Source organism: Chryseobacterium sp. SNU WT5, assembly GCF_007362475.1.
GTDB lineage: Bacteria > Bacteroidota > Bacteroidia > Flavobacteriales > Weeksellaceae > Kaistella.
Map to the genome: position 1 here is coordinate 1,476,567 of NZ_CP041687.1, position 21,773 is coordinate 1,498,339.

The window sequence follows — 21,773 nt, forward strand, 5'->3', positions numbered from 1 at the left end:
TTGATTCGGTTTCTTATTTTCCTGGCCAAATACCTTCATATTCGCCACCACCGTAAGTGATTTTTTCTGCACTGATAACGAAAGAAACCAACATACTGTTGCTGTCCATTGCGTCGAATTCCACTTCATGCTGAATCACGTATCCGTTCTCCCAGTTTAGTTTGATCAAAGTTCCTTCTTCATGAGATTTATTGAAGGTTACTTCACCAACCGTTGGTTTGTACTTCCCGTTCAATAATGATTCGATGATGTCAGATTTGTCTGTCGCTTCGATCGTTACTTTAATAATTGCGTTGCTTGGATCAGATGCTACTCTACCTGAAACGTCCGTAGATCTTGCTACACTGTAGTTTAGTTTTAGTACTTTGGAGTCTTCTCCGTTGTTGAATTTTAAGACTGCTCTTGAATTGTTTGCTGCCATGATTTCTAAATTTTAAGGTTAAATATTAATTTGTGACTGATTTTAATAATTCAAACCTACAAGTCTTTCAGTTCAATCACAAGCGATTTTTATTTATTTTGGAATTTGTAGTAGTTTTACTACAAGCCCGAAAAGAGCTGATTTCGCTCTTTTATTTGGCGTTAAACTTTTTGGTAATAGGCGCACGCGGATTTTTTGATTTTTAAAATTCCCAAGCAAAATTTTCATTTTACAGCTAAAATCACGAAAAATCCCGAAATTTTGTAGTAGATCTACTACAACTTAGATTGAAGTATTTAAACTAAATTTGTTTTTGTACTTGGTCCCTTTTAAACGAAGCCAACGATCACCTATTTTGAAATCACCTTGAACACTAAGGTTTACAAGGTAATTTTAATTTTTCAAAACACACGATATGGAAAAGAACGGAAATTCAGAAGCAGTATTTTTCAAACCCCAGAAGTTTACGCCTCAAAATAACGCAGATAGTATTAAAAAATAACCATCAGGCCGGTATCAACCGTTTGGTGAAACTTTCTGTCGTCATCAATGGAAAGATCATTAAGCATTACAAACATTTTAAACTCACTCAAAGTGCACGGCGTCACCACAGTCTTGAATTGACCCTTGCCCATGATGCTTTAGGAGAAAGACAAACTCATCAGCTGGAAGAAGCCAACCGTTTTCTGGGCAACCGTCTGACCGTAAAGATCATGCACAAAGATATCGACGACAGTCCGGAGCGTGTTTTTGTGGGCGTGATCACAGGTGTAAGTTTCAGTCAGGACGGTCACAGTTTAGGAAATATTGTTTTGAAAGGATTCAGTCCGACTATCTTACTGGATGCTGCGCCACACACCCAGAGTTTTGGCGGTGATGGTCCGGTGAATATGGGCATCATTGCAGACCGCGTCATCAAACAGGGAATCAGCAGTGCTTATGATGTAAGAGTGGATGCCAAAGCTTCTTCTCAGATATTATATAGTGCACAATATGAAGAAACGCATTACAATTATCTCGCGCGAATGGCGGAAGCTTACGGCGAACAGTTTTTCTACGATGGTGAAGTCCTGCACTTTGGAAATATGCCACCTCAGAACAAAGCAATTGAATTAACCTTTGGCAGCAATGTTTCTGATATCAATGTCGAATTAAAAGCAGTTCACATTAAACCCACTTTTTATGGTTACAACAGCAGCTCTCATGCAAAGCTGACCTCTGGAGAAACACCCATTAAACATAAAAGTGATCTGGCGAAAACGTCGTACACTAATAACGAAGGAATCTTCAAAACAAAATCACTGCAAGTAGCGCCAATTAGAGCGACCACCGATATGGATATCGTGAACTCTCAGACAAGTGAAGCCGGGAGTAAAGCCGTAGAAGTTTTCACCGTTTCGGGTGGCACCACGGTTCCTTTTTTGTATCCAGGCTGTGTCGCAGATTTGAAAATGCGAAAAACAGATTCTAACCAAACAAGTTACTTCACCCGCGTCATGATGACCGAAGTGACCCACGAAATAGATACGCTCGGTCATTACACCGGAACTTTTGAAGCCATTGCTTCGGACACGGGTTACATGCCGAAACCGGATTTTGTTTTACCCAAAGCTGAACCTCAAATCGCCACAGTGATCTCCAATATGGATCCTTCAGGGCAAGGCCGCGTCACCGTTCGTTTCGACTGGCAACTTCACGACACGACTAATTTTATCAGAATGATGTCTCCCGATGCCGGTGGAACAGATCAGGTTTCTCAAAATCGCGGTTATGTGGCGATTCCAGAAGTTGGTGATCAGGTGATGGTAGGCTTTGTGCATAACCACCCGGATCGACCTTTTGTGATGGGCGGAATGTTTCATGGGCAAGTTGGATTGGGAGGTGGAGCACAAAATCACATGCGATCTATACAAACTAAAAGTGGTATTAAAGTATTGATGAATGACAATGAGAAAAGTGTTACGATTTTGGACCCTAGTGGAAATACTTATTTTATGGATGGGAATGGAAGCATCACCTTAACTGCTCCGAAAAACTTTACAGTAAGTGCCGGGGAAAATATTACGATGACTGCAGGAAAAGAAATAACGGTTGATGCTGGAAACAGTATTACAAGTTCAGCAAACGAAAATATTATCTCTACTGCTGGGACAGATATTGTGCAGACTGCTGCAGGAGATATCAGAGAATCATCTGATACGAGAACAGAAATGGTTGAAAAAGATTTTCGGAGACAAGCCGAAACATCCAATGAGATCGCTGGGGAAATATCCATGTTCAGCGAAAAAGAAAACATGACCATGCAAAGTGGTAAGATCGTGGAATTTAACAGTACTGAGAAATCCAAATTATTTTAATACTAAAATTATGGCGATTAGAAAAACGGCAAAAAATATCACAATTAAAGTGGCTGATACTTACAATTTAACGGTTGGAAGTAAAATGGAGAAAATTGCTGATCAAATAAATACCGAAGCCAAAAAAGGAAATTTGATATTAGCTAGTATGAAAAAAATAGTTTCTCATGGGAATAAATAAATCAAAATTATTACTTATACTTATTTTTGGTGCAATATCTTTAATAAGTTGTCAAAATAAAAAAATGGAAGAAAAATTTAAATGGGCAGGAGGTATTAGTGCCCCAAAAGAATACCAGATGCAGGTCTATTTTGGACAAATCATTGCAGATGATTTTCAATACGGGTATAGTGATATAGTAGGAACAATTCAGGGAGGATGGGGAAATGTAAACGAAGCTATGGGATCATCGGATGTTTTACATGAAATTCCTCATACATTAGAGTTTACATGGTTTTCTGTAGTGGAAAATAAATATTATGCTGGTCATTGGGATTTAGATACAGTAAAAATCACGAAATTATTTAAAGAGGGTTTTACTACTACTAAATTTGATTATTCACTAAATAAGATGGCACCAATAAAAGGAACTTACGATCTAATTAGTGTAGGAATGGCACCAGGGGGAAAGCTTGTCTTGTGGCTATCAGGGGCTGGAAATCAGGTAGAAGTCGGTTTTTTCCAGGCTAAAGAAATCGAAATAACTAAGGAAGAAGCGTATGAGGATTTTCAATACACCTACAAACCAAATTACAGATCAATTGCATTAAATTCTCAATCAAATGGAGGTTTTGTCGATGATTTAGTTCATAAAAAAATACAGGAGGAGGGTTACCCCGATCCAAAAATATATGAAGATTTTCGAGAGCGATTTAATTGGAGATTAAAAATAATTTTGGCTAATGGAAATATCATAGAAAACAGGCGATTGGAAATGTGTAATGGTGAAAAAGAAACCATCTACCATAATGAAAATAATATAGTTGCTTACAATAAGAGAGCAATTCCTTATAATTTTGACTTCGATTGGAAGGATGAAAATGGAAAGAAATACCATTCGGAGATTGCTTTTACTGGAAATACAGAGTATATACGACAAGCTAATAAAATGTATAACGGTACATTTCTTCCCTTAGATTTCAATAAAACAGAAATTTATAAATTATTCAGAGAAAAATTAGATAAAAACGCTTCGATTGATATCGTGGTAGATGTGAGTTCAAATAAAGATGCTGTAGTATATGTGGAACAAAATGGTACTAAATTCCCTTTAAAAGAGATGGATAAGTACGCTGAACCGTATTAAATAAATATTTATGGCAAATATAATTTTTCAGGGCTACGATCCACCACCAGCTCAAAAAGGATTTATTGATATCAGAATTGGTGTGTTTTTCGACGGTACTCAAAATAATAGAACAAATACTAATTCTAGGCTAGGTTTAGAAAGTGACAAAGGCAATAAAGCCTATAAAAAAATGTCTGATGGAAAAACAGATAGTTACACGAATGATCTTTCTAATGTAGCGCGAAAGGAACTTCATTATGCTAAGGGTGCATACATTGATAGTGTTTATGTAGAAGGAATTGGCACAGATGATTTTGGGGCAGACTCTGATGACCCTTCAAATCATGATGGAGTGGCTTTCGGAAGAGGTACCCAAGGTATTATTGCTAAGGTTAGAAAGGGATGCGAATTAATCGCTACGAAAATTAAATTATTAAAAGGAAATAATGAAATAAATACAGTTTATTTAGATGTTTTTGGATTCAGTAGAGGTGCTGCAGCGGCTAGAAATTTCATATATGAATTGAGTAAAAATAAATATGATTCTACAAAAAAGTCATATACTGCTTCTACTGGTCAAAAGGCAAATTGGAAAACGGATAGTCATGGTTATAGAACTGAAGAAGACAAATTACCTAAAAATGGACATTTAGGTTTGCAACTTCAGGATAAAGGAGTTAGTTATGTTTCGATTCAAATAAGATTTGTTGGTTTATATGACACCGTATCGTCATTTGATCCAACTTCTTTCAAAAACGCTAATTTCGAAAATGATGTGGCTGAACTACATTTGAACAGTCTGAAATTGGAAATTAACAATCTATATAAAGCTAAAAAAATAATTCATTTTTGTGCTGACGATGAACATCGCAAAAATTTCATGCTAACACCTACAGCTAAACAAGCGGGTGGCAAAGACTTTTATTTGCCAGGCGTACATTCAGATGTTGGCGGTTGCTACACCGATAAGATAACTGAAAATAATCTTCAAATTATGGATGTAGACAATTATTGGGGAGATGGAAGAAGTGATGGGGATTGGGATGATATCTTAAACAATGATTTAAATGATTTGATCGCTCAGGGTTGGTTCAAGAGGTCACAGGTTGTAAAACCTGATAGTGATCACCAAACCCACGCAACCCGAAAAGGAATTCGCAATAGTTATAGTTTTGTAACGCTTCATCTTATGGCCGAAAAACTTAATACAGAATATAATGCAACCATTAAAATGAATACTCTCAATGCCCAATTTGGCATTCCTAAACCAGCTAACTCACAGGAAATCGATTTACTAAAAGTAAAAAAACGTTTGGAAAATTATATCACTGGCAAACAGCCCAAAATGACTTATTATACCAAACCAGAGATTGAGCAACTGCGAACAAAACTTGATTTAAAAAATGTAAATAATGTAGCACGTTTTAATTTGAAAGTGAACGACCATAATATGCTAAATAAATTAAGAAGCAAATACATACACTGGAATTCAAAATTTGGAGACGGTATCGGTGCTTATGAGCCAAATTACAAAATAGTAGGAAAATCTATTTTGAGATTTAGAAAAATAGAACCTAACTCGTAACGTGTATATTTGAAATAATTAAATTAGTATTTGCTCAATTAATATGCTTTAAAAAAACCAATGAAAAAATTAATTCTCTATTTATTTTTAATATCAAACATTTTAGTCTCTTGTCAAAATAAAGCTATGCAAAAATATAATTGGTTACCAACATCTAGTGCTCCAAAATTGTATCCTACAGAAATTTACAACGGACATCTATACTTAGAAGACGGCAATCAGGTTTATATACCGACCTCTGCCTCAAACAATCCTGGGTGGGGTTATAGTGGATCCCTTCATTCTCAAGGGGAGGATTTAAAAGCAATTCCTGTAAAACTAGAAATTACCTGGGCCTCTTTTAAAGAAAATAAATTTTACACAGGAAGTTGGGATTTGCCTGTAGAAAAAATAAAGCAATTATTTGAAAAAGGAACAACAGATTGGCGAACAAGTAAGCCTTCTAACTATAACCTGGTTGTAGTGGGTTGTGCTCCGGGAGGTGTCGTTGTGGTTTGGTTGTATGGCGATGATCAGCAAATAGAAATAGCGCGTTTTCAGGCAAAAGAAACCCAAATAGATATGAAAGATTTCTCACCATATGCTCAGGTTCCCCAAAATGAATATTTTAAAACCTTAGGAGAGTTAACTCCTGAGTTGCGAAAAGAATTTGAAAAAAAAGGAATACAATATGACATTTGGGAGATCTATCGAAAAAAATACAACTGGAGAGCATCGATAGAGATTCCTAGTCATAATTTTCAAAACGTGAACATTGAAATGTATAATGGCGAAGAAGAAACTTTGTTTAACGAAAGTATTAAACAGAATCCCTTTAAGCAAAGAGCAATCCCCCGTTTGATCTCTTACATATTTGAAGACAAAAATGGCAAACAAACTGTTTTTGAAATAAAATACTTCGATGAAGAGGAGATTTTTTCCCTATTTAAAAAATTTGATAAAAATCAACCTATAGAAATTATTCTGAGAATGGATGAAAACCTGGGTAATAGAAAACTAGTAATGAAACAGGGGGGAAAAGAAATGCTAATTCAAAAAATAGATTTTGATAATATGTGGGAGTACAAAAAATACAAAGCAAAATAATTTTATCTACATCTTTCAATATTTAATTTTATATGCAAACCTTCAACATACATATCATCAAAAAAAACGAGACTCTAAAAAGTATCGCGGAATTATATGACTTGTCCGAAGATGAACTGAAGAACTTTCACAATAGAAATGGGGTCCCCAAAGAAAATATCTTAATCGGAATTACAACGCAAAAAGAACTTTTTCTCCCAAGAAATGCAGTTTTAGATAAAGCTAAACTCGTAAAATTCGGAAATGGAAATCGTTTGATTTTCGATCCTAAAAATTCTTTTTATAATTATGGTGTGATGATCACCATCGAAAATGAAGAGAGAAAAAATGAAATTAAATATGAGGCTTCCGTAAAGTGGTTGAAAACTGAAAATGCACTTCATTATTTTGAAATCGATCGCACATCTAAACTTTACATTAATGAAGAAGAGATTAATGATATTGCCGATTTATTAGCCTATAAAACTTCAAAAGTGCTTTATCCGATGCAAATCAGCGTAGATGAAACAGGCAAATTTAATTCAGTAGAAAATCTGGGGATATTTAAAGACAGATGGGAAACAATAAAGGAAGAAGTGTACAAAGAATTTGAAGGCGAAATTGTAGAAGATTATTTATTGAAGATTGAACAAAAAATTGACGAGCCGGAAATTATATCTCTTTTAATTAAAAATGATTATTTCATTCGAACTTTATTTTTTGGCGTTTATCAAAAATTCGGCAAAGCATTTAATATTGATGGATTAGAAAGTTTTCCGGTAATAGATAACGCTATCGAACCGCTCTATAAAATTGATCTGGAAATTGATCCTTTAAAAGACGATTATGACCTGGTTAATATTGAAGGACATGGAACTTTAAACGAAGAAAGATCTGTATATGATCTGATTAATGGCGCTCCTTTTTCTTTTTTAGTTGAAGAAGAGCCGATAATAAACTCGGAGGGTAATTTTAGGCTGCAGTTTTTTATGAACGGAAAAACCAACCTACCCGAATCAATGTATCTGGAATGTGATATTTTGCTGGGAGAGCGAAAGAAAGTCTCGGTGGTTATTTCAAATTTAGAAGGTTAAATAAAATAACATGAAAGATAATTTAAAAAATTTTTTAGGTTTAATGGTGTGCTTTTTGAGTTTCGGCTTTAGTCAGGCACAAAAAACCGAATTTGTGGTGCCCCAAAAAATGGAGCTGCTGGAAAATAAAATTGTCGGTTTTACCAGTCTCTATATAGCAGGTCCAAAAGTATTTACTGCTGTAACTTCAGTTGATAATGATTTTTCCACTGATGTCGAACTGGAAAATATGGAGTTTAATGGCAATTCAAATCAATATCTTATCCTTGGTTTGAATAAAGGAGCGAAATCTAAACAGTTTATTCAGCGAGCAAGCTGGAAGGTAACTTTTAGAAAGCAATCTAACAATTCTACAAAAGTACTTGTAGAACTTACAGATGTTATTCCAGACCAATGGTCTAATAAAGAAGTCAACACCAAAACAACGAGATCAACCGGAAAACTGGAGGCGGAACTGAAAAAATTTTTACTGAAAAAATCAGTAAAGCGGACCAAAAATTCAGATTCTACTTCTGATATCGCTGCCGCCGATAGTGCCGCCGCTTATGTAGATGCTGACCAGGCGGCTTTCGAAGCTATGATTGCGGCGGGTGACGCACAAAGAAATAAAAAGACCATCGTATCAAAAAAACTACAAAATCTTTTCGGTAAACAATTAATACCAATTCCAACCTCGCCTGCAGTTTTTACAAAATCTTTAAATACCGTTCCTACTGAAAAAGAATGCGCAGATTGTGAGAATAGAATTTATTACAATTACGATTTTGAGGATTTTAACGTCATCTACGCGAAAATGAATGACGGAACAGAATTTTATGCTTTGCAGTATTACGGAGATGTAAAAGTGAAAGGTTTTCCCTATGATCTGGTTTTTAATGACAGCACAGCAGAAGAATGTAAAATAAAATTTGCCAGATATAATGCACAATTGTATCAAACAACCATCAATATTGATGAAAATTCTGACACCGCATTAATGGTGGTAGATTTCAAAAAAGATAAAATGTACGTTCGGCTGGAATTTGCGAACCAATACCTCTCCAGAATCAAAGTGTCTAACAAAGAAATAAATTAACCATGGCAGAAAAACATATAGTAGTTCAAGGCGCGATGTGCAAATGTCAGTTTGGGCAGATTCCTGATAAATTGAAAGTGCTTTCTCATAAAAAAGAATATGCTAACGACAAAGAGGCATCCAAAAAACTAATTGCTACCACAATGGAAATTGGCGCTACCACTTTGGAAAAAAACACCTTTGGAAACTGTACAAAAATGGGCAGTCCTCCTCCACCTTGCAAACCCATGATTACCGAATGGAAAGGTTTTTATAAAGAGGTTGTCCTAAGCAACGGTGGAAATATATTGGTAGAAGACAGCAAAGCAGTTTGTGCCATTGCAGGAACGCCATGTATTGAAATTTTAGATCACGGACAGCGAACCGAAGCGAGCAAGCAGAATTTTAAAAATGCAGATAAAGATGTGCAGCAGCAGATTAATCCATTGGTGGCTTCTACTGTAATTGGAGAAAAAAAACAAAAGTCTGATAAAGTTATATTTGAAGCAAAATGATATGGGAAAAGGTATAAAAAGTTTAAAAATCGAATATGGTGAACTTCTTAACGTAAGCACTCCTGCAAATAATCATTTCACTTTAAAAGCTGATGAACTGGCACACATTACAGTTGGTGAGTGGGCACCTGGCATAAATGGTTTGTACCAGGGAAATGTTAATTGGTTCCGATATGATAATAAAAAAGAACTCTTGGCTAATGATTACGGCAATAGATTGAACTTTTCCATACCTAAGAATCATTGTGGTTCCTATACACACTATATTGAAGCAAGTCTTTCTGAAAATTGTGATTTCACTAATGGAATTTATATTAACGGACATTGTGACCCTTTAATTACATATAGTAAATGGTGTATTCAAAACGATGGTAGTGATCAACGTGATCATGACTTTTCTTTTGGTGAGAATGTTTTTCTTAGTCTTAATACTGAAGGGATCAATGGAAACTGGGTTACTGTGGAATTATATCGGCTAAACGATGATATAACAATTGAAAAAATTAAAAAATGGTTAACCGATAAAAATTATGATCCTAAAGAAGACGATAAACTTGCAAAAATATTTGATAAACAGGCATGGGTAATTAATGGAGAAATAAATACAGATTTTACAATTCTACCCACTTGGAAAAAAGGAGAAGATGGTAACAAATTTTATGTTAAAATAAAAGATAATAGTCAATATATTAGAGACAATAACCATGATTATATACATGCACGATTTCTTCGTGTAAAAAATAAAACAGTTCCTATACAAACCAAAATTGAAATTCTCACCAGTAATTCGCCGGTAAAAATTGGGGACACGGAAAAAAAAGTTGATAATATTTCAAAATGTAGGTTTAGAGTAATAAATTTTACAGAAAGAGGTGGAACAGTAGAACTTTTTAATGAGGGAAAGTTCATTAATAAGATGGATGCTTCAAGTAAATTTTACACTATAAAAAATATTAATTAAGATTATGATAAATCAAATATTCGTGCTGATGCAAAACCTATTCTTGATGAAATTTTGCAGTTTTTAACCAAACTAATGCCCTATGTACCCGTGGAGCTAGGTTCGCATACAGATGTGAGGGGGACTGACATTTATAACAAATTGTTATCTCAAAGAAGAGCTCAATCAGTTGTTGATTATTTGGTCAGTAAGGGAGTTGATATAGGAAGAATACACGCTAAAGGATACGGTAAAACAATGCCATTATATCTTGGTGAAAACATTTCTGAAACGATGCATGAGATGAACAGAAGGACAACTATAAAATTTCTTATTAGTGATAAAGATGCTTTGCCAATAGAATATTCTCTAATAGCACCTACTATTGAAAAACCACTGCCAGTTTCGATTGCTGTAAATGGTGTTAGTAGAAAAGGTTGCTATCATCAACCTCATATTCACAAAAATGAAATAATTATTTTAGATGGTTTCAAATCTAAATCTCGCGCAGTGTTAAATGATGGTGATAATCCTAATATTACCTATAAAATATATTCATTAGCACCAAAATTGAATGATTTTCTGCATTCTTTTTTCCTTGGAAGCAAATTCGCTCATCAGGTTTTTATAAATTCTTGTGCATATTATTCTAAAATAGACCATGCCACTGTTTTGCTAACTACTTATCCAGATGCGGTTCTAACTTATAATATACGGATGAGTTATAAAGAACCTTATTTCTGGAATAATGTTCCTGTAGATATCGTGGATAATTTTGTTTGGTTAGATGAGACGGTGGCGGCTTTAAAAAAATGTTTAGATGTAATAAATATCTTTACAAACAAAGAACAAAAAGAACTTTCTGATAAAATAATCGAGTTTATAAATGAAGAGACTCATAAAATGGGTTTGGGTCTTCATTTTCTATATAATTTCAATGATATTGAAAAAAGATTAGCTCCTGCAGCGAGATTTGATTATACCAAAGAATACCGCACATTAACTACGATTGCACTGGTAATAATGTATCTTATTGAAATATTAATTATCCTGTTAATTATATGGTTTACACGTGGTAAAGGTGCTTTTGGAAGAATAAAAAAATTTAAATCTTTTTTCAAAGTCATAGATAAGTTAGATGATTGGGGCTTCGAGGTAGTCTATCCAAAATTGGCAGAGAATAGAACGATGTATTTTGAATCTTGGATAGGGAAAATATCCAGAGTTGTAGAAATCAATTCTATTGCTGATCCTTTAATAGGTATTTCATATGAGAAAGAAGTACTCCTCTCAGAAATGGATTTAGCCGAAGATTTGAAGGATATTTTAGATAAAAATACTTTGGAGGGCACAAAACTTAAATTTGAGTTTAAAGGTAAAATTTTAATGCAGATTAATGTAAAAGTTAATATGGGTTCAAAAAAAATATTTGTTCGGGATTTTCTGTATGGTCTTAATAGTGCTTCTGGAAATTTTACAGCAGGTGTAGGTATTTCCGCAGGAGTTTCGATGAAAGGTTTCAAAATTGTAAAAGAGAAGGATATTTATTGGTTACCAATTCCGCCTACCAATGTAAAATTAGAAGCTAAACTGGATGTTGATTTAGGAGGATATATGACCTTCTCTCGTAAATTCGGTATAGATTATAATGTAAAAGGAATTCCTACGGGTGTTTACCACCAAGATATTATTTTCTTTTCAGGTTTAAAGGGAACTTATTTTCAGAAAGTAGTTGGTTTTGTGGATGGAAAAAAGAAAGTTGATACTAATCCAAACGATAAACCAAAAGCTTTTACATTAATTAAAGGAGATACTTACACAATGGATAAAGTTTATCTTTTCAAAATTTAAATTTATGAAAAAAATAATTGTAATATTAAACATTGTATGCATCTTGCTATCATGCTCAAAAAACAATGAAATTAAACAAACCCTGTCAAATATGAATAATCCAGTCTTAACATCAGATAATTTTGTTGAAATAATATCTAGACAAATTAAACATTATCCGAAAGAACCGCTTTATCAGGTATACGTAAAAAACTCATTATGTTTATATGAGGTTTTGGTAAATGATCTTCCCGTTGGAAAATTATTTGAATATTCTCAGCAAGCTACCCCATATGACTTAAATCCGGCAATACTAAAAAGTGGTAGACAAAAAATTACATTGCGTTTATATCCAGCACCTGAAGAATACAGCAGATCTGGTAATGTTCTTTCACCAAACGTTTTATGCTCACTTGAAATTGTAAGCGTTGATAATAAAGATGCAGAATTTACAACTACGACTGTCGCAAAATTTAATTTACCAACAAAAGTTAGAATGGCAGGGCAAAATAATAATGTTGAAATTCCGGAATTTGAAGGAGAAGGAAAAAATTATTATGAAATTACATTTGAGTTTGATGCTACAATTCCATATGAGAACCAAGGCTGGAGCAATGGGCAAGATTTATCAAAACTTGATCAAAAAAAATTAGAAGAAGCTACTTTAAAATTTTATCAAAGTCAATGGGATTTATACAATAGCAGAGATTTAAATGGATTACTGAAATTTATGTATCGTAAGGAAATTGAAGTTAGAAGCGCTTTATACAATAATAAGCAAGACCTCATTAAGGTTTTAAACGCTTACAAAGAACCTATAATATCTAAATATTACAAAGAACAACCTATCATCAATTTTAAACGTGTTTTTTATGGAAACCATCGAATAGTCACATTACAACACGCAAGTGACGATATCAATCTTAAAAACGAGTCAGCATTATGGGGCATTGAAGAGAGCCCTTCAGACGGGAAAACTTATTTCTTTAATTATAGATATCTTTATCTTCCCAAAGGCAAGAATTTAGAAGACGGTTTAGAAGTTATTAGATAAAATATGATAAAGAATATATTGAAAGTACTACTCCTCTTTACATTATTGTTATTTGGATGGGTTACCTGGAAGATTTACTCCACAGTTGGTTGGACCAATTTTAAATCAACAATGAAGCATTTCGCTCAAGAAAAAATATTACCACGCGATAAATCAAATGATACAACAATACAAAACGACACCATCATCTCAGCTGGTAACACAATTGTTGATAAATTTCAAGATCAAAATTTATCAGATAATAGTAACGAAAAGTTGTATTATTACTTTAAGGAGCCTTTTACAAATGAAAGTAAGGCACTCGAAAAAGAGAAATATTCAAATAAGTCATTAAAAAAAGCAGAAAGGAAACCTACCAACGAAGATGCTCAGCAGGCGTTTATAATATATTCGAAGGGCAATATTACAGATTTTGTAGAAAGAGGTTTACAAGTAAGATTAGGTAAATGTTACGAAAACGAGGTTAGCATTGATGAAAAAAATTATAGAGTAACCTGTAATGTTGTTATAGTAGGACCTAATGTAGATGAACTGGTAAAAACAATTTCAGTCTTTAATAATAATACATATGATTTCTATTATGAGGAAGATGATTTATGGAAATGGAATGTCACAGAGGAAACAATGAATATTCCCTTTGATTATTCACTTTATGAGGAAAATATTAAATTTTTAGATGAAGTGGGAATAGTAATAAAGTAAAACTTCACTCCCAAATAGTAGCGGCAACAGATTAAAACGATGAATTTGGTATCATTAATTTTGATCTGAAAGTGGTTATAACTTTCCAGTATTCAAGTACTATACCTTATACCTACAGCAATAAATACTTCATTATTTCTAAAAAAACCGTTGAAGGGAAACCCATATTTGGAATCATGGATGATGAATTTAGAATAGTCGTTCCGCTGACCTATGATTTTATTGATGAGAGTGACAATGCTGAAAATAAACTGGAAGTTACAAAAGGAAAATCAACCAGTTTTGTTCTATTCGAAGATTTGATTAAAAATAAATTATGCATGTCCGTAACTTCGCATAATTTTGTATATTTGTTTGATAATTAAATCATTAAGATGAATATTTTTAGTTTTGGAGCGGAGTTTAGCAGTGAAGAGGATTGTATATCTCATTTCAAAGCAGGACGTGACAAAATTGGTGTTTCCTGCAAGTGCGGAAAAACTGATTTTTTTTGGATTAAAAGCAGATTAAGTTACGAGTGTAAATCTTGTAGAAAGCGAACTGCATTACGAAGTGGAACCATCATGGAGAATTCCAATTTGTCCTTTCTAGTTTGGTATAAAGCGATGTTTTTGATGAGTGCAACAAAAAAGGGATTTTCTGCTAAAGAAATGCAAAGGCAATTAGGTTTGAAGCGCTATGAGCCAGTTTGGACCATGATGCACAAATTGAGAAAAGCGATGGGAAAACGAGATGAAAGATACACTTTAGAGGGCATGATTGAAATGGATGAAGGGTATTTTACAGTTGAATCTAGAGAACTGGAACAAGAGAAAGGGATTCGTGGAAGAGGTGCAGTTGGAAAGCAAAATGTTGCAGTGATGGCGGAATCTACGCCATTAGAAAATATAGAAACAGGAGAGACATCGAAATCTTGTAGATATTTTAAAGCAATAGTATTAGAAGATCATACAGCAGAGGGAATTAATGAGACTATTAAAGAATCTTTGGCAGAATCCAGCATAGTTTTTACAGATCAAAGCACGTCATATGTTGATATATCACAACTTGTAGAAATTCATATTTCAGAAAAATCTTCGAAAGAAACTACAAAAGATACTTTGCGTTGGGTTCACATATTTATCAGTAATGCGAAAAGGAATTTATTAGGAAATTACCACAAAATAAAACGCAAAAACCTTCAACTTTATCTAAATGAGTTTGTTTATAAGTTAAATCGGAGATATTTTGAAGATAAACTGTTCGATAGACTTGTGCTAGCAAGCATTACAGGAGTATGATGAAAAACGGATATACATTAATAATTTTATTAATGCTATGTGTAGCAACTTGTTTATCTTGTCAATCTCAAGAAAAAATAAATCTTGAAAAAATTAATTTTAAAACCAGTTACAAGGACATTTTAAAGGATACTAAAATTCAAACGGATCCACGAGAAATTGTTACAACTTTGCCAATTGCAACAACAAAGGAAGTAAACAATTTCAGGTTCGGTAACGTAACGTTCATGAACACTAACGAAAACGATATTAAAAGTTCTACTGTCGGAATTCTAATTAACAATACAACAGAACGTTCCTCAAAAGGTATTAAAATTGAAGTTGAAGACACCGACACAAGTAATAAATTATTTAATTATTTGAAGTCTCAATATAACACACCGAAAATACTTTCTGGTATTCCTCAAAAAAATAGCGATAGTCAGATTTTGGGAAACTCAGCCTTTTCCTGGAATTTAAAGGACAAGACAATTGTATTAGCACAATATTATGAGTACACAGATAAAAAACCAACTGTTTCTTCAGTTCTATATTTCATAGATAATAAAGTAATGATGCCGGATAATCAGGAGTCGGTTACATCACATGTTGTTAAAACATTTACACCATAATTAAATAAGTACTTTAAAATTAGTATTATGAAAAAGCAACCCTATTATATGATCGATTTTAGTGCTTCTGCATGTTTGTTCGAGATAAGAATAAATGATTATCCAGTAATTCATATGAATGTGGAGGGTCAGGTTGCAAGCATGATTCCAATTAATTATGCTATCCTAGAAAGCGGTGTACAATCTTTGTCAGTGTCGATTTTACCAAACGTTGGAGATTTAGAATTACATAAAAAATCCGAAGTTAACTTTAACATTAAACTTTTTGATACTGCAAACGATTTTATTTTTGAAGAACAATTTGGAGAATATCATTCTAAAGCTGTTGAAGACAAAAAGATTCCTATAATTAAATACTCAAATTCCTTTGAGGCAAATGTTCCGTATTCTTTAGAAGCGTGGCAAAAAGGAATTAATCTTAAAGACATTGATGATTGTAGAAAAAAATTAGAATCTACTTATGAAAAAATAGCAAACATTATTAAAAATAACGAATTTGATCTTAATAAAAAATTGATCTCCAAGAGAGAAGAAAATATGGCGATATCTATGTATTTATCTAAAGATGAGTCTGCAAATAGAGTTGATGACCTTATAAAAGATTTTGAATCAGGATTTGAAATTCAACCTATCCCAGAAGATGCAGTGATGGTATATTGTGCTGATAACAAAGTCGCAATGCTAAAAAAACCAAATGGAGAACCCGCATTATTTTTAGAAAATAAAGAAACTGAAGAAGAGTTGATGCTGGATTTAGCATTTTATATTCCAGTAGGCAAAACAGAGTTTGAAATAATTTAATTTACAAAACTTATTGCAAGGTTTATAAAAATCGTTAGAATTTGGTGCTATTGCTGGAAAAAAGAAATGAATACGAAAATATGCTAATATTTGTTTGTAGTTGCTACCAGAAATGATAACAAGCTTCCTGAGAATAAAGCATGGTCTTAAGTAAATTATGATGGAGGAACAAGGGGGGATTTTTTTAAACAGATTTTTTTATATTAATAAGGGTGAAAAAGAATTTAAAGTCTATTAAGTTGCTATTACTATCAAAGTATTTGATATTTCTCTCCCTCGGAATCATCTTACAAAGTTGTTCACAAAAGACACGAATTAACCAAAACGAAAATATAACCGCTGCCAATATAGTGTAGGAAATTACAAAACAGATAAAATACTATCCTGCAGAAAATATTTACGGATTTAACCATAATGGAAATAAATGTTTTTTCGAAATCTTTGTAAACGATCTTCCTGCTTTTAGAAATTTTACTTACGACGTCCCAGATGCCTTCGAGATTAATAATCTATTGAATGGAACAGGAACATAGAAAGTAAATTATAAATTATATCCATTAAATGATATAAAAGATGGTGCACAAAAATCTGAAATATTAGCGGACGATAGTGATTTAAAACTTCATTTATATAGCTATGACCTAAAAAATAAAAATGGAGACGATGTTGAGCATTTCAAATATGAAATATCAAAATTAGAAACCAAAATAACAAAGGATTATTCCACTTTTTAATTTGAAGGAAGTGGTAAAAGTTATTATGAAAATTCTTTTGAAATCAAAGTTGACGTTCCATATACACTAAATACACTAAAATTTCCCTTTGAAAATTCCACTGACTTACGCACATTAAATAAAGAAGAATTACAAAAAAAAGTTTTAAAAGAATACCAAAATATTCGGGAAATTTATTTGAAAAAAGATGCGGACGGTATTGCGAAACTAACTTACGATAGACTGAGAGATGATTTATTGGCCTATTATGCCACAGAGACAAAGTAAAAGCAGCCTGGAATCAACTTAATGAAATAATTATAAAAGATGATGTAAACATACTGCCAATAGAAAAATATAAGATGCAATTTTTTGCTAATGGAAGACTTGTAGCATTAATTACAGATGGTTCAGATCCTGAAATTCGTGGAGGTAACGCATTAGTATGCAAAATTAAAGATGGAGAATTTAAAAACAGCATTTTTGAGATCAAACATTTTTTATATTTACCTAAAGGCGAAAATGAGTTTAAAGTTTACTAAAATATATATATGAAGTTTTTAAACTAAAATTTAATTTCTTAAAAGATTCTACAATATTAAATCAAATCTTACCTTTAAAGGCTGTCGTTTCTTGACAGTCTTTTTTTAAAAATACAAGGTTGAGATGTAAGTTTACCTTATAGCAGTTCTTCCGGCAATTAGGGAGTATCTGGTAAAGGATGGACAAAGCAATATGTACTCTCCGTGGGTTTTAAACAGGCCTTACAAAGAAAGAGCAATTTGACGAGAGATGGTTTTTTCTGGAAAACAGGGAAAGAAAAACTGCAACATTTAAACACGCGTGCGCTTTTTGCAATTTGGAAAAAACCAATGAAGCTTTAAAAAAGACCGGAACCAAATAGTTATGCAGGTTCGAATTGCACCAGACAATAATTTTATTCAAATATTACTTAATAATGCGCCTTTAAAAAGAGAGTATTCGTATTTACCAGTGGACAGGGAATTACAAAGAATGATATAATTACCACTTTTGAAAATAAAAACATTCATGTCATTTTCCTTGTAGCGCTATTCAGTTGACAAAAATGGACTGAAAAAGTTAGCATTTCATGTGCAAATTTCTCAACCAGACCATAAGTATGAAATTATATCAATATTCGATAAAATAACCACTTTAGAAGGTGGTTATTTAAAGGTTTATACCGGTAGGAAATCGAGGACGCTATTAAGATCCCAATTAGAAAGGATATAGAAATATAAATTTGAAGTATTCAGATGCAGTTAGTTTAAAATCCTGTCAGATTAATCTGTAAAAATTGGAAAAACCTCCTGTTTTTAGGAGATTTTTCATTATTAATTTGCTATTAAGGTTTTGTACTTAAAAAATAGTCCGCTTCGCTTTTTCCCCAATTTGGATCTAGAGGCGTTTTCGATTGATATACTTTGAACTGATCTACAGATTTTTGCATCAACTCCAGACCTTTCGATTTACTGCCACCAAATTGTTCTGGAGTGTAATAAGTATCTTCTGCTCTTAATAAAGTAATTCTTGGATTTTCTGGATCTAGTTTTTCTGCTTTTGTTAGAGCATCTGCAGCCAACATTCCTTCACTCATGAACCTTGCTTGCGGATCCACCATCATTTTTAAACTATGAATCATTTTTTGCAAGATCAATATTTCTGCATTGTCTTTGCTGAGGTCAGTTGCTTTATCGACGCTTTTCTGGGCTTCTGCAGCGATAGCATCAAGTTCCGAAAGTTGCCCGGTTCTCATCAAAGTTCTGCCTTTTTCAATCGTGGAATACGCAGCATAATAATAAGGAAGCCATTGAGTTTTTTCTTTGTCAGCAATTCTTGTGAAATCATTTGCTAACGCAGAGAAATCTTCTGGTGTTTTCATTTGGTTAATTTTCGCGATCTTTTCCGTCATTACTTTTTCAAATGTGGTTTGAGCGAAGAGACTTGCACTGGCTAATAAAAGCATTGTCAAAAGGAAATTTTTCATGATTTTAAATATTTGATTTGTTGGTGTTTTGATAATTCAAAGATAGATCAATGTCCTGTTTTTTTCAATTTTTTCTGGGTGAGCGGTTGATTTTTCAATCCGAATGGTAAATTATAAATTGTTATTGATTGCGTCATTGGTCTTGTCAACGCCAAAACTGATGAAAGCTCCTACAAATACAAACATATTTGTTAGTGGTAAAACTGCGGAACGTCTTTGTCCATCGTTGGAGAAATTATAACCATAGATATTTTTATTTCCTAAAATATTCGAAACGCTTAGGACCAAAACGGTAAAGGTTTTAGAATTCTTATTGCCTAAATTTGGCAGATAATTCAAACTGAAATTAAGACTGCTGTAATCTTTCAAAGTTCCTTCATGTCGGATAACATTGCTCTTGTTTTGGGAAATAATATCATAATACGGACGCCCAGAAGCATAGGTATAGGACAAATTAAATCCAGTCTTCCAGGTAGTTACAAATTTTTTTGCAACTGCAGACAGGGTATGTTTTGCTGCAAATCCAGGGGTTAAACTAAAGGGATAGTTTAAGAAATCTCTTTTGGTGTCTAAGAATGAATAAGAAATCCAGTAATCGATATTATTAAAAGTTTTTTTGTCTCTCCAGAAAATCTCGATTCCTTTTGCATATCCTTTTCCTTCGTTATTTTCTGCAGTTTGCATGAATTGATTTCCAGAAGTTTTCGTTAGTTGACCGTACTTTTTGTAGAAAGATTCAAAACGTAAACTTCGCCCTTCCGATGATTTCTGCAACTGGAAAATGTAATGTTCTGCTTTCTGAAATGTGATGGGGTAGTTAGAATTTAAATATTTACTTTCTGGGTTTTGATAGAACGTTCCGTATGCAAAAGAAGCAGTTAATCCGGTTGATAATCGATATGCTACAGCCGCTCTGGGCGCGAAATTAGTTGCATTCAGATAAGTAGAATGTTCTGCTCTCGCACCAATTTTAAACGACAGATTATTATTGATACCGAGATCAGTTTCTACAAAACCAGATGAGATTAAATCTTGATAGTTTTTCCCGAAATTGGTGGTTTCGGCAGCGTTGTTAAATTCAAATCCTGTGAGGACTGCAGAAATTTTATTAATTTTTCTTTCTAATATCGTTTTGAAGTTCAGATAATTACTTTTATTAACCAAGTCAATTTCTGAGGTTTTTAAGCTGTTTTTAAAGCTAGAGTTATTCAGATCAGAGTCGTTGTACGAGTAAGACATTCCAGCATTTATCAAATATCTGCCGAATTTCTGCCGAAAAGACAAATTCTGGAAAAGCATATTCGATTTTAAAGCTGTATTTGTTTCATCCACTTCAGGCTCTAAACTGGAAGATCGAACTACCAATTCATTGACATCAAAATTACCATAGTATTTAAATATTCCTCCGGATTTTGTCTTTAATCGAAAATTAAGATCTCCTCCTAAACCTTTAGGACTTTTGATAAACTGTGTGTTGTATTTTAGAAGATCTTGAACCATTGCCAAATTGAAATAACTCAAGCTCGCACCGTAAGAATAGGTTTTATCTTTGCTCAGTTTTTGTAGTCCTCCGTTAATAAAAAGAGGAGAAATTCCAAAATCATAAGAACTCGTCTCAGGAAGATCAACACTTTCTAGAATTAGTGCTCCCGAAAGTGCCTGTCCGTAAATCGCAGAATATCCACCACTTGAGAAAATATTACCTTTAAAAAGTGAAGTGTTAAACCGGTCACGTCCTGCAATCCCAGGAATAGAAGCAGAAAAGTAATTGTTAATTAAATTTCCGTCCATAAATATCTTGGTTTCTGTACCAGTTCCACCACGAACAAAAAGACCTTCTGTCTCACCAATCTTTTGTACGCCAGGAAGGTAAGTTAAAGCAGCTGAAATCTGACCGTCTGCGCCTGCGGTAGTATAAATATCAATGGGTGACAGTAGTGTTGTGGCTCTTTTCTTATCGCTTGCTTCTATAGAACCTGCTGAAATAACAACTGCTGCTATTTCTGAAATTTGCTCTTTTAAATCTGTATTTGAAGTAATGGAAACATCTTTTATAATGATATTAGTTTCGATATCTGCAAATTTAGGATTAGAGAAGACTAAAATTTGGTTACCTTTTTCTGTAGTTTGAAAAGTATAAAAACCGTTTTTGTCCGTAGTTGCGCCGTCGTAGGTGTCTTTTAAAGTCACAGAAATGCCTCTAACTCCTTTATTTTTAAAATGAACTGTACCTGAAATGGTAATTTGAGCATTAGCGAAAAAAGCCATTAAAAAGGTGACAACCACTATCATCTTTCCACTCATAAAAGTTTGCATCGTATTAATTTTAATCCTGTAAATGTATTACGGAATGACATTTGCTGAAAATTTAATACACTGAATTGTAAAAATTCAATACTGAACAGTAATTTTGTTCTCAATACGCAATTCATTATTCATTAACATAAAAAATAT

19 protein-coding genes and 1 pseudogene are annotated in these 21,773 nt (G+C 33.3%); 17 read left to right on the top strand and 3 right to left on the bottom strand.

The window, feature by feature from the left end; genetic code table 11:
• Window positions 1–13 precede the first annotated feature (13 nt).
• A complete protein-coding gene (gene tssD, locus FNJ88_RS07070) occupies window positions 14–421 on the bottom strand; it encodes a type VI secretion system tube protein TssD (protein ID WP_143851843.1) in 408 nt (135 codons plus the stop codon).
• A 415-nt stretch (window positions 422–836) separates the two neighbouring features.
• Between tssD and FNJ88_RS07075 the strand changes: the two are divergent.
• The 17 genes and pseudogenes from FNJ88_RS07075 (at window position 837) to FNJ88_RS07150 (ending at window position 17,853) form a co-directional block, all read left to right on the top strand.
• Window positions 837–2,778, top strand: a pseudogene (locus FNJ88_RS07075) (type VI secretion system Vgr family protein).
• A 10-nt stretch (window positions 2,779–2,788) separates the two neighbouring features.
• Window positions 2,789–2,959 (top strand): hypothetical protein, encoded by a 171-nt coding sequence (locus FNJ88_RS14305; protein WP_185145872.1) that lies wholly within the window; start codon window positions 2,789–2,791, stop codon window positions 2,957–2,959.
• 64 nt (window positions 2,960–3,023) lie between these two features.
• The gene (locus FNJ88_RS07080; protein WP_228414587.1) at window positions 3,024–4,085 is read left to right on the top strand and encodes a DUF2931 family protein; all 1,062 of its coding nucleotides are present in this window, start codon (window positions 3,024–3,026) and stop codon (window positions 4,083–4,085) included.
• Between the two features lie 10 nt (window positions 4,086–4,095).
• Window positions 4,096–5,652, top strand: coding sequence for a T6SS phospholipase effector Tle1-like catalytic domain-containing protein (locus tag FNJ88_RS07085; protein ID WP_143852512.1), 1,557 nt, complete (start codon window positions 4,096–4,098; stop codon window positions 5,650–5,652).
• Window positions 5,653–5,778: 126 nt separating this feature from the next.
• A complete protein-coding gene (locus tag FNJ88_RS07090) occupies window positions 5,779–6,738 on the top strand; it encodes a DUF2931 family protein (protein ID WP_228414588.1) in 960 nt (319 codons plus the stop codon).
• 32 nt (window positions 6,739–6,770) lie between these two features.
• Window positions 6,771–7,811 carry a hypothetical protein gene (locus FNJ88_RS07095; protein WP_143852514.1) on the top strand — a complete coding sequence of 347 codons (1,041 nt, stop codon included), beginning with the start codon at window positions 6,771–6,773 and terminating at the stop codon, window positions 7,809–7,811.
• A gap of 10 nt (window positions 7,812–7,821) precedes the next feature.
• Window positions 7,822–8,886, top strand: a complete 1,065-nt coding sequence (locus FNJ88_RS07100) for a hypothetical protein (protein WP_143852515.1) — start codon at window positions 7,822–7,824, stop codon at window positions 8,884–8,886.
• Window positions 8,887–8,888: 2 nt separating this feature from the next.
• Window positions 8,889–9,380, top strand: a complete 492-nt coding sequence (locus FNJ88_RS07105) for a DUF4280 domain-containing protein (protein ID WP_143852516.1) — start codon at window positions 8,889–8,891, stop codon at window positions 9,378–9,380.
• Between the two features lies 1 nt (window position 9,381).
• Window positions 9,382–10,341, top strand: a complete 960-nt coding sequence (locus tag FNJ88_RS07110; protein ID WP_143852517.1) for a hypothetical protein — start codon at window positions 9,382–9,384, stop codon at window positions 10,339–10,341.
• Window positions 10,342–10,395: 54 nt separating this feature from the next.
• On the top strand, window positions 10,396–12,171 hold the full coding sequence (locus FNJ88_RS07115) for an OmpA family protein (RefSeq protein WP_262711446.1): 1,776 nt from the start codon (window positions 10,396–10,398) through the stop codon (window positions 12,169–12,171).
• A gap of 4 nt (window positions 12,172–12,175) precedes the next feature.
• Window positions 12,176–13,204, top strand: a complete 1,029-nt coding sequence (locus FNJ88_RS07120; protein ID WP_143852519.1) for a hypothetical protein — start codon at window positions 12,176–12,178, stop codon at window positions 13,202–13,204.
• A gap of 3 nt (window positions 13,205–13,207) precedes the next feature.
• The gene (locus tag FNJ88_RS07125; protein WP_143852520.1) at window positions 13,208–13,906 is read left to right on the top strand and encodes a hypothetical protein; all 699 of its coding nucleotides are present in this window, start codon (window positions 13,208–13,210) and stop codon (window positions 13,904–13,906) included.
• A gap of 71 nt (window positions 13,907–13,977) precedes the next feature.
• Entirely contained in the window at window positions 13,978–14,271 is a 294-nt protein-coding gene (locus tag FNJ88_RS07130; protein ID WP_143852521.1) for a hypothetical protein, read from the top strand.
• A 9-nt stretch (window positions 14,272–14,280) separates the two neighbouring features.
• The gene (locus FNJ88_RS07135) at window positions 14,281–15,186 is read left to right on the top strand and encodes an IS1595 family transposase (RefSeq protein WP_143852522.1); all 906 of its coding nucleotides are present in this window, start codon (window positions 14,281–14,283) and stop codon (window positions 15,184–15,186) included.
• 227 nt (window positions 15,187–15,413) lie between these two features.
• A complete protein-coding gene (locus FNJ88_RS07140; protein ID WP_143852523.1) occupies window positions 15,414–15,797 on the top strand; it encodes a hypothetical protein in 384 nt (127 codons plus the stop codon).
• 27 nt (window positions 15,798–15,824) lie between these two features.
• Complete coding sequence (locus tag FNJ88_RS07145; protein ID WP_143852524.1) at window positions 15,825–16,598, top strand: hypothetical protein; 774 nt, start codon at window positions 15,825–15,827, stop codon at window positions 16,596–16,598.
• Between the two features lie 1,075 nt (window positions 16,599–17,673).
• Window positions 17,674–17,853 carry a hypothetical protein gene (locus tag FNJ88_RS07150; RefSeq protein ID WP_143852525.1) on the top strand — a complete coding sequence of 60 codons (180 nt, stop codon included), beginning with the start codon at window positions 17,674–17,676 and terminating at the stop codon, window positions 17,851–17,853.
• A gap of 824 nt (window positions 17,854–18,677) precedes the next feature.
• On the opposite strand, the gene FNJ88_RS07155 is transcribed toward FNJ88_RS07150, so the two are convergent.
• Together FNJ88_RS07155 and FNJ88_RS07160 are read right to left on the bottom strand one after the other, a co-directional pair.
• Window positions 18,678–19,319, bottom strand: a complete 642-nt coding sequence (locus FNJ88_RS07155; RefSeq protein WP_143852526.1) for a hypothetical protein — start codon at window positions 19,317–19,319, stop codon at window positions 18,678–18,680.
• A gap of 111 nt (window positions 19,320–19,430) precedes the next feature.
• Entirely contained in the window at window positions 19,431–21,635 is a 2,205-nt protein-coding gene (locus FNJ88_RS07160) for a TonB-dependent receptor domain-containing protein (RefSeq protein ID WP_143852527.1), read from the bottom strand.
• Window positions 21,636–21,773: the final 138 nt, after the last annotated feature.